This window comes from Microbispora sp. CL1-1 (assembly GCF_012034195.1).
Classification (GTDB): domain Bacteria; phylum Actinomycetota; class Actinomycetes; order Streptosporangiales; family Streptosporangiaceae; genus Microbispora.
The window spans coordinates 21109-30197 of sequence record NZ_JAATEK010000061.1 but is presented as its reverse complement, the minus strand read 5'-3'; the positions used below and the strand labels follow the sequence as shown (position 1 = coordinate 30197).

The 9089-nt window shown below is 71.1% G+C and carries 7 protein-coding genes; 3 read left to right on the top strand and 4 right to left on the bottom strand.

What is annotated here, in order from left to right; all coding sequences use genetic code 11:
- The 3 genes from HCK04_RS37810 to HCK04_RS37800 all read right to left on the bottom strand — a co-directional run.
- On the bottom strand, positions 1-513 hold a 513-nt coding region (locus HCK04_RS37810; RefSeq protein ID WP_142652254.1), incomplete at its 3' end, for a DUF222 domain-containing protein.
- Positions 492-923: a hypothetical protein gene (locus tag HCK04_RS37805; protein ID WP_142652252.1), complete on the bottom strand. Its 432-nt coding sequence runs from the start codon at positions 921-923 to the stop codon at positions 492-494. The genes HCK04_RS37810 and HCK04_RS37805, both read right to left, overlap by 22 nt.
- A 954-nt stretch (positions 924-1877) precedes the next feature.
- Positions 1878-2507 (bottom strand): TetR family transcriptional regulator, encoded by a 630-nt coding sequence (locus HCK04_RS37800; protein WP_221890032.1) that lies wholly within the window; start codon positions 2505-2507, stop codon positions 1878-1880.
- A 72-nt stretch (positions 2508-2579) separates the two neighbouring features.
- On the opposite strand from HCK04_RS37800, the gene HCK04_RS37795 reads away from it, so the two are divergent.
- Entirely contained in the window at positions 2580-4142 is a 1563-nt protein-coding gene (locus HCK04_RS37795; RefSeq protein ID WP_142652248.1) for an FAD-dependent monooxygenase, read from the top strand.
- A gap of 183 nt (positions 4143-4325) precedes the next feature.
- On the top strand, positions 4326-4982 hold the full coding sequence (locus HCK04_RS37790) for a GNAT family protein (protein WP_142620174.1): 657 nt from the start codon (positions 4326-4328) through the stop codon (positions 4980-4982).
- Positions 4983-5043: 61 nt separating this feature from the next.
- On the opposite strand, the gene HCK04_RS37785 is transcribed toward HCK04_RS37790, so the two are convergent.
- Complete coding sequence (locus tag HCK04_RS37785; RefSeq protein WP_168066589.1) at positions 5044-5592, bottom strand: hypothetical protein; 549 nt, start codon at positions 5590-5592, stop codon at positions 5044-5046.
- 228 nt (positions 5593-5820) lie between these two features.
- Here HCK04_RS37785 and HCK04_RS37780 point away from each other — a divergent pair, with 228 nt between their 5' ends.
- A complete protein-coding gene (locus HCK04_RS37780) occupies positions 5821-8823 on the top strand; it encodes an AfsR/SARP family transcriptional regulator (protein WP_142652246.1) in 3003 nt (1000 codons plus the stop codon).
- Positions 8824-9089 lie beyond the last annotated feature (266 nt).

The following is a 9089-nucleotide window of genomic DNA, read 5'->3' as shown; positions in this document are numbered from 1 at the left end:
GCCCTTGCCCGGGCGGACCCGCAGGAACCGCCGCCCGTAATCGGCCCGCTCATCCCGTTCTTCCCCATCGGGGTCCAGCACCGCCCGCAGGTGGCGGCCGGCCTTGGCGACCTCCGCCGCCCCCGCTTTGCCGGCCAGGTCCACCAAGATCGGCTCCGCCAGGCCGGCCTGCTCGTCGGTCAGTCCGGCCACAGCGGCGCAGATGGCCTCCACCACCCCCGCCGCCAGCTCACCCGCAGCGAACTTCTCCCGCACCTTGGGGAGGCGCGGCAGTTCCGCCCCCAACGTGAGCAGGCGGCCCGCACCGCCCACCGTCATCCCCCCACTGGTGCGCAACCAGCAGCGGGTGGAGGCATGCCCATGCTGCCTGGCCTGACCTGCTCGGTGGACCCGGCCGACGCGGTCGGCCAGGGCGCTGGTGATCCGATCCCGGGCGAACAGCAACTCCTCCGCCTCGGCCAGGCACATGTCCACATCGTCGGGAAGCGGCGTCAGCGCCAGCTCTTGGGCCACCTCACGAACCGACCCCACCACCACCCACGACGACCGCACACCACCCCGCCCACGACCCCGACCACGATCACGCCCACCCACACCATCGGAAGCACCCGCACCCGCACCAGCACTCGGGCCGGCCGCGCCAGGGTCATTCGCGCCGGTGCCGTTTGTGCCAGCAGCGTCCGCGCCATCGGCAGCACCACGCGCGGCACCAAAGCCAGCGCCATCCGCGCCAGCGGCATCTCCACGGGCGGCATCCGCGTCAGGGCCATTCGCGCCAGCGGCAGCCGCACCATCACAAGCCCCGCGCACGGCACCGGCGGCAGCCGCGCCATCGGCAGCCCCACGGGCGGCACCCGCGTCAGCGCCGTTCGTGCCAGCGGCATCCGCACCGGCAGCAACCCCGCCCGTGGCATCCGCGCCATCGCTATCTGCCCTGTCGGTATGCGTGCCTGGGGCGTCCGCGCCCGGGTCGTCCACGCTCTCGACAACGGGTGCGTCGGCGCGCTGCCGGGGCCCGAAGTTGATGATCGGGAAGGGCTCCCGGGCGGACGAGCCATCAGAGGACCACAGTGGGGAATTGGCGATCAGACGGTCCCACCACTCACCGTCGGCATCGTTCGAATGACGAAGGCGCTCAGGATCGATATCGAACAGATCCATCACACCTCCATCAAGCGATTCGAAAACTTGTATTAATTCTCTCCTCCCCCCGGAGCTTGTGCAAGATCAACTAGCAATCTCTTGGGATCACAGATTGAGGAGACCGCCCTGGTCACGGCGTAGTTCGCCGCCGCCATACAGGCCCGCCAGAAGCTATGGGCTGGACAAGCCCTGCCGGGGGCAGTGAAGGCGCCGCTCAGAGGGCGCGGAGGCACTACCCAGCAAGCATCAAAGCCCGGAAAACGGCGCAGACGCCGCCCAGAAAGCGGGGACGACACTGCTCGGAAAACGCCGAAAGCCCCGCAAAACGGCGACGGCACTGCTCAACCAGCAGGGACGGCGATACTCAGACAGCCAGGGCGGCGCTGCCCCCAAGGCACCGAAGACCCCGCAAAACGGCGACGGCACTGCTCAACCAGTGGGGACGGCGCTGCTCAGGCAGCGGGGACGGCGCTGTCCGGAAAGCGCCGAAGGCTCGGAACGGCGAACGCCGAGAACGACGAAGGCCCGGAAAACTACGACGGCGCAGCCCGGAACGCGCCGAAGGCTCGGAACGACGGAGGTCCAGAACGACGGACCCCAGAAAACGGGGGTGCTCGGATCGCGCCGAAGGCTCGTGACAGCGAAGGCTCGTAACTACGAAGGCCCAGAACGGCGAAGACCCGGAACGGCGAAGGCCGAGAACGACGAAGGTCCCGAATGGCAGGGCGGGCTGCTCAGAAGGCGGCGATGGCGTGTTCGACGGCGCGCAGGGCGCGGTCGAGCTGGACGGCGCGGTCGGCGATCACGTCCTGCATGGGATCACCGGCACGGATCCTGTCGATGCTGGTGATGTACACGGCGCGGTAGGCGGCGACCACCAGGGCGGCCGCGAGGCGCGGGGCCGGGTCGCCCGGATCGCTTCCGGCCGCCTCGGCGAACAGGCCGGCGATCACGCCCTCGAACTCCTCGACCAGCTCCCTCGCCCGGGCCCTGAGCGCGGGCGAGTCGAGGATCACCTGCCAGAAGACCTCATATCCGGGGGCGATCCCGCCGAGCGGGTGGCCGTCCCTGAGCATGCCGAGGAACAGCCGGCGCAGCGCGGCGACAGGGGTCTCCCCCTCGGCGCGTTCCCGTACGGCGCGGGTGACCAGCTCCACCGCCTCGGGATAGCGGTCGAGGAACAGGTCTTCCTTGCGAGGGAAGTAGTTGAAGACGGTCTTGGCCGAGACTCCGGCCGCCTCGGCGACTTCGGCGACCGTGACGTTGTCGAACCCGCGCTGCACGAACAGGCCCGACGCCACGTCGGAGATGAGCGAGCGGGTCTGCCGCTTCTTCCGCTCCCGCAACCCCAAGCTCTCCGTCACCCGCCTCATTCTAGTTGCTAAAAACTTATAGCGACAGTAAGTTTACAGCAACGGTAACTACGGGGAGGGCGAATGTCGTACGACGTCGTTGTGGCCGGCGGAGGGCCGGTCGGCCTCATGCTGGCCTGCGAGCTGCGGCTGGGCGGGGCGTCGGTCGTGGTGCTCGAACGGCTGACCGAGATCGACCCGACGATCAAAGCCGGCGCGCTCAACACGCCCAGCGTGGAGGCGCTCTATCGACGGGGCCTGCTGCCCGCGCTGAGGGAGGTGCAGGAGCGGGCGATGGAAGTCGTGAGGGCGTTCATGCAGAAGCGGGCCGCCGCGGGAGGACCGCAGCGGACTCCGCCCAGGTTCGCCGGCCACTTCGCGGGGATGATGCTGAGCGCCGATCTCTTCGACGAGGACGACCCCGACCTGGCCGGCCGGGGACCGATCACCGAGATCGGCCTGGTGCCCCAGCAGCAGCTCGAACAGATCCTCGCGGGACGCGCGGCCGAGCTGGGGGTCGAGGTGCGGCGCGGCGTGGAGGTGACCGGCTTCACCGACGACGGCGAGCAGGTCACGGTCGCCACGACCGAGGGCCCGGTGCACGGCCGCTGGCTCGTGGGCTGCGACGGCGGCAGGAGCATGGTGCGCAAGCTGGCCGGCTTCGAGTTCCCCGGGACGGACCCGGAGATCACCGCCTACCAGGCCATCGCGGAGATGGAGGGCACCGACGACCTCGGCGTGGGCTGGCAGGCCACTCCCACCGGGATCTACTCCCACGGCCCGGTGCCGGGGCGCATCCTCGTCGTACGCTTCGACGACGGCGCGCCAGGCAAGGCCGACAAGACCGAACCGGTGACGACGGAGGAACTGCAGGACGCGGTCAGGCACGTCACGGGCTCCGACGTCGTCGTCAAGGGGATCACGTCGGTCACGCGGTTCACGGACAACGCGCGGCAGGCGACGACCTACCGGCTCGGGCGGGTGCTGCTGGCCGGTGACGCCGCGCACGTGCACTCGCCCTTCGGCGGCCAGGGGCTGAACCTGGGACTGGGCGACGCCGTGAACCTCGGCTGGAAGCTCGCGGCGGTCGTACGCGGGCAGGCCCCGGAGGGGCTTCTCGACACCTACACGCGGGAGCGGCACCCCATCGGCGCCTGGGTGCTCGACTGGACGCGGGCCCAGATCGCCCTGATGCGTCCCGACGCCCACGCCCGGGCGGCCCGGACGGTGGTCGCCGACCTGCTCGGCACGGTCACCGGCACCACCTACTTCGTGAAGAAGATCTCCGGTGTCTGGCAGCGGTACGACATGCCCGGCGGCGGACACCCTCTGATGGGGCGCAGCGTGCCCGACTACGAGTTCGAGGACGGCTCACGGCTCGCCGACCACCTCCACGACGGCCGCGGCCTGCTCCTCCGCCAGACCGGATCCCGGCTCGGCGGCGCGGCGGCGGACGGGTACGGCGACCGGGTCGCCACCGTCACGACGGCGATACGCGACGCGCACGCTCCCGGCGCGCTGCTCGTCCGCCCGGACGGCGTCGTCGCCTGGGTGGAGGACCCGGAAACCACCGATTCCGAGGGGCTCGCCAACGCGCTGGAGACCTGGTTCGGCGCGCCCGCGGACGTCCCCGTGACCCTCGCCTGAAGCGTTCGCCGGGCCCCGTGGATCTTTGGCCAAAATCTTTACCCTGGCCGCCCGCCGCGCGGGGCCCGGATCAACGCTCTGACCTGCGGTTTCATCGGGCACCACACCCCTTAACCCGCACCCCGCCAAGATGTCTCGTGTCATTTGGTATCAGGCGTGGTCAGCAGCCCCCATCATGTGCTCATGCCCGCTTTTGTCACCCTGTCCGGGCGCTCCGTGCGCCTGGAACCGCTCAGCCTCGCGGTGCTCGACGACCTCGTCGCCGCGGCGAGTGAAGACCGTTCCACATACGCCTTCACTCGCGTTCCCGCTGGCCGGGATGAGATGGCCTCCTACGTGGAGGCCGCCTTGGCTGAGCAGGCGGAGGGCCGCACGCTGCCCTTCGCCATCCGGTGGCTGCACACCGACCGCGTGGTCGGTGCCACCCGTCTGATGAACCTGGAGTATTGGCAGGGCCCGATGCCCTGGCCGCCGGGAACCAAGGGCGCGGTGGGCGAGGTCCCGTCCGTCGCGGACATCGGGTACACCTGGCTCGCCGCGTCGGCCCAGGGCACCGGTGTCAACCGGGAGAGCAAGTATCTGATGCTCTCCCTCGCCTTCGAGACCTGGCAGGTTCACCGGATCACCCTCAAGGCAGACGTACGCAACACCCGATCCCGGGTCGCCATCGAGGCCCTCGGCGCGCACCTCGACGGTGTGCGACGAGCGGACAGCCGAGGCGCCGACGACACGGTCCGAGATACCGCGTACTACTCGATCCTGAGTCCCGAATGGCCCGCCGTGCGCGAACGTCTTCGCGCGAAGCTGGGCATTCTGGAGCCGGCGTCGGAAGCAGCTTGATCAGTCAATAGAAAGGGAGCGGCCCGTCCCGGAAGGGACGGGCCGCGTCATGCGAGGGTGATCAGGCGTCGTAGCCGTAGTCCTCGTCGTAGGCGTTGTAGATGTCGCGCCAGTAGCCGCACTTGACGGGCACGTTGCTGTACAGGCCGATCTGGCAGACCTTCGCCTGGACCTGGGCGACGTCGTAGCGCCAGAAGTTGATCTGCTTGTAGCCGCCGGCGCCGCAGTACTTGTACGACTTGTAGCTGGAGGACCAGTTGTCCTCGCCGTCGTCCCAGTAGGACACCCGGAACTTGATGTACGCGCACTTGCCGCCCTGCCGGTAGGTGCGGTGGTCGTTGTCGTACAGCTTGCCGGTGATGTGGACCCGGTTCGACTCCTCGTGGTCGTAGTTCACGTCGACGTAGCCCTTGGCCTTGGCGAGGTGGTTGGAGGACCAGTAGGTGCCCCACCAGCCGTCGTAGTCCCAGTCGTGGTGGTGCGGGGCGGAGGCGGTGGCGGCGGAGGAGGCGGAGGCGGGGGCGGCGTTGGCCGCGGTCGCCAGGGCCGGCAGCCCGAGGGCGGCGACGGTGGTGGCGGCGGCGAGACCGAGGGTGATGGAGCGTCGCATTTCGGTTCTCCTGTTCGAGGACGATCCCCCCGATACGGGGTGCGTGTCGGGGTTGCAGCTCAGTGATAGGCCCGCCCGCCTGCAACCCGCTTTCAACGCTCTCGCCGTGGTTTGCAGGTCGCTTTCAAGCACCTGTACGCAAACTGAACCAACGCCCGCGGTCCTATTGCCGCCGCGTCGCACGATCTATCATTTGGTCGGAAATCTTGCCATCGGGAGACAGATCACATGCCTGATCACGCCGCCGTGGACGGCCTGCGCTTCGCCGTGCTGGGACCCGTCCTTGCCTGGCGCGACGGCGTGGAGCTCGACCTTGGCACGCCATTGCAACGCTCCATTCTCGCGATGCTCCTGCTGAGGGAGGGGCACGCGGTCACGCCGGACGAGATGATCGACGGCGTGTGGGGCGAGGACGCGCCCCCGCGCGCGCTCGGCGCGCTGCGCACCTACGTTTCCCGCCTGCGCACCGTCCTGGAGCCGGACCGGTCCCCCCGGACCCCGCCGCGGCTGCTGACCTCCGTGGGCCGGGGATACGCGCTGCGGCTCGACTCCGGCCCCGCCCGCTTCGACCTCGCCGTCTTCGAACGCGAATGCGCCGCCGCCGAGTCCGACCGCCGCACGGGCCGGGCCGGGGAGGCCGCCCGGCGGCTGCGCGGGGCCCTGCGCCTGTGGTCGGGCGAGCCGCTGGCCGGCGCGGTCGGCCCGTACGCCGAGCACCAGCGCGACCGGCTCGCCGAGCGCCGGATGAGCGCGGTCGAGACGCTCATGGAGCTCGACCTCGAGCTGGGCCGGCACGCGGAGATCGTCTCCGAGCTGGTCGCGCTCACCGCGGAACATCCGCTGCGCGAGCGGCTGCGCGCCCAGCTCATGCTGGCCTATTACCGGTGTGGCAGGCAGGCCGAGGCGCTGTCGGTCTTCACCGACACCCGGCGGGCGCTGGTCGAGGAGCTCGGCATCGAGCCCGGGGCCGAGCTGTCCCGCCTCCACCGGCGGATCCTCGCCGCCGACCCCTCCCTCACCCCCACGCCCCCTCCCGTACGGCTCTCGCAGCAGGATGTCCACGATGACGCCGCGGCGGCCGAGACGGGCCCGGTCATCGAGATGCCGAGACCGGCCCAGCTCCCGGCGGCGGTGCCCGACTTCACCGGACGCACCGGCCTGGTGCGCAGGCTGCTCGCGCTGCTGCGTGGCGAAGGGGCGCGCGAGGGCGTGCCGATCGCGGCGATGTCGGGCATCGGCGGCGTGGGCAAGACGACCCTGGCCGTCCACGTGGCCCACCTCGCCGACGACCTGTTCCCCGACGGCCAGCTCTACGCCGACCTGCGGGGATACAGCGCCGAGCCGACCGCGCCCGAGACCGCGCTGGTGGCGTTCCTGCGGGCCCTCGGCATCCCGATGGACGTCATCCCCGACGGCCTGGCCGAGCGCTCCGCGCTGTTCCGGTCGCTGCTCGCCGACCGCAGGATGCTGGTGCTGCTCGACAACGCCCGCGACGCCGAGCAGGTCGAGCACCTGCTGCCCGGCTCACCCGGCTGCGCCGCGATCATCACGAGCCGGGGCAAGCTGGCCGACCTGCCCGCGGCCCGGCTCATCGACCTCGACGTGATGGAGCCCGAGGAGGCGTTGTCGCTGCTCGCCGCGGTCGCGGGGCCTGAGAGGGTGGCGGCGGAACGTGCCGCCGCCATGGATGTGGTCGCCGCCTGCGGTTTCCTGCCGCTGGCCGTGCGGATCGTCGCGGCCCGGCTGGCCTCCCGCCCGTCGTGGACGGTCGCCTCGCTCGTCCCCCGGCTGGCCGACGAGCGCCGCCGCCTCGACGAGATGAAGATCGGCAACCTGGCGGTCTCGGCCACGTTCGCCCTCGGGTACGGCCAGCTCGACGCCCGGCAGGCGCGGGCGTTCCGGCTGCTGTCGCTGCCGGCGGGCTCGGGCATCTCGGTCTTCGCGGCGGCGGCCGTGCTCGACCTCACCCCGTCCGAGGCCGAGGACGTGATCGAGTCGCTGGTCGACGCCAGCCTGCTGGAGGCGCCCGCGCCGGGCCGCTACCGATTCCACGACCTGCTCAAGCTGTTCGCCCGGCGGCAGGCGGAGGCCGCCGAGGAGCCCGCGGCCCGCACGCTCGCCCTGCGGCGGCTGCTGGGCTTCTATCTTGCGTCGGCGGGCGCGGCCCACCGGCTGGCGTACGAGGGCAGCCGGATCGCCGACGTCCTCACCGATCTGGGCATGCTCGGCCACTCCTTCTCCTCCGCCGACGAGGCAGTTGCCTGGCTGTCGGCGGAGGCCGAGGACATGTTCGGAGCGGTGGCCCAAACGGCAGGGGCACAGGACGAATCGGGCGACGACCTGCTCGCGGCGGCCGACCTGCTGCTGGCGATGGAGCCGCTGCTGGAGTCGGGCACCAACCAGCGGGACTTCGAACAGCGCACGTCGGCCCTGCTGGCGGCGACGCGCCAGGCCGGTGCGCGGCGCGCCGAGCTGCGCTGCCGCTACGTGCTGGGCCGGGTGCTGTTCGGCGCGAACCGGCTGGCCGAGGCCGAGAGCCATTTTCTCGCCGCGCGGACGCTGGGCGAGGAGACCGGCGACCACATCGTTCTCGGCGAGACGTGCAACGCGCTCGCGGTCGTCGCCGGGCGGCGGCGCCGCCACACCGAGGCGCTCGAATGGTTCGACCGGGCGACGACGGTCCACCGGCAGACGGGCAATCCCGCGGGCGAGGCGCTCGCGTCGTGCTACTCCGCCCGCGACCACCTGGGCCTCGGACGGCCGGACGACGCCATCGCGGCGGCCGAGCGGGGGCTGGCGGTCTTCACCGAGATCGGCAGCGGCGCGGGGGTGGCGCGGGCCCGCTATCACCTCGGCAACGTGCTGTCCTTTGTCGGGCGGCTCAACGAGGCGGTCGTCCACCACGCCGAGTGCCTGGCCTTCTTCCGCGCGAGCAACCAGCGAGTCTGGGAGCAGCGGGTCTGCTACCGGCTCGCCGCCACCTTCATCGCCGCCGGACGGTTCGCCGAGGCCGCCCGGCACGCCGAGCAGGCGCTGACCGTGAGCCGCGAGATCACCCACCCGTACGGCGAGGCGCAGTCACTGGCCGCGCTCGGCAAGGCCCTCGCGGGGCTCGGGGAGACCGGCCGGGGCAGGCAGGCCCTGGTCAAGGCCCTCGACATCTTCACCCGGCTCGGGTCGCCCGAGGCCGACGACATCCGTGCCCTCCTGCGCGAACAGGTCGAGACGTAGGTCATCGTCGAGCCGGCTCATCCGGACGTGGTTGATCACACCGAACACCCATCTTCGCGTGCGGGAGGCTGGACGCCCGGCCGGCCGCCCGTCGTCACACTGGGACGCGCAGGGGGCCCGGATCCTACCGGTGCGCCCCGTGACGACTCGCCGCCTCACGTCGACGACCGGCCGGGCTTGGTGCGCGGGCTCCGAAACCCCCCCGAAGCCCGCTCACGACCACTGTCCGCCCGGCCGTTCAAACTCCGATCAACGTGGGCTTGCAA